Genomic DNA, 727 nt, shown 5'->3' with positions numbered 1-727 from the left:
ATGGCGGGGTGGGTGGTGAGTGTGGCTTCGATTTCGCCGGGTTCGATGCGGTGGCCGCGGAGTTTGATCTGGTGGTCGGTGCGTCCGGCGTATTCGAGGTGGCCGTCGGCGCGCCAGCGGGCGAGGTCGCCGGTGCGGTACATGCGGGTGCCGGGTGTGCCGTGGGGGTCGGCGGTGAAGCGTTCGGCGGTCAGGCCGGGGCGTTGGTGGTAGCCGCGGGCCAGTTGTGGTCCGGCGATGTAGAGCTCACCGAGTGTCCCTGCCGGTACCGGGCGCAGGGCGGCATCGAGGACGTAGAGGCGGGCGCCTGGGAAGGGCCGTCCGATGGGGATGGGTCCTTCGGAGAGTTCCTGGCCGGGGAGGAGGTGGTAGTCGCTGGTGCTGACGGTGGCCTCGGTGGGCCCGTAGTCGTTGATGACCGTGACCTGCGGGTGACGTGCGCGCCACTCCGCCAGGGCGTGAGGGAGGAGCTGTTCGCCGCCGATGATCAGCGTTTGGGTGGGGGAGACGGTCTCGGGCAGGGCGTCGAGCAGCGGCAGGTGGGACGGTGTGATTTTGAGGAAGGTCGGTTGCGGGGCGTCCTCGGTCAGGCCGGTGAGGTGGATGGTGCCGCCGCTGATGAGGGGGGTCCACAGAGCGGTTACGGTCAGGTCGAAGGCGAGGGGGGAGTGCAGCAGGGTGGAGCCGGTGGCGGGGTAGGTAGTGCGAGCCCGCGTGAGATAGGTAC

General features: G+C 69.6%; 1 protein-coding gene. It reads right to left on the bottom strand.

Features of this window, described 5'->3' with window-relative positions:
• On the bottom strand, positions 1-727 hold a 727-nt coding region (locus KUM44_RS34780; protein ID WP_217213753.1), incomplete at both ends, for an AMP-binding protein.

The organism is Streptomyces sp. AC550_RSS872, from assembly GCF_019049285.1.
In the GTDB taxonomy this organism is placed as follows: domain Bacteria; phylum Actinomycetota; class Actinomycetes; order Streptomycetales; family Streptomycetaceae; genus Streptomyces.
This window is presented reverse-complemented; position numbering and strand designations above follow the sequence as displayed.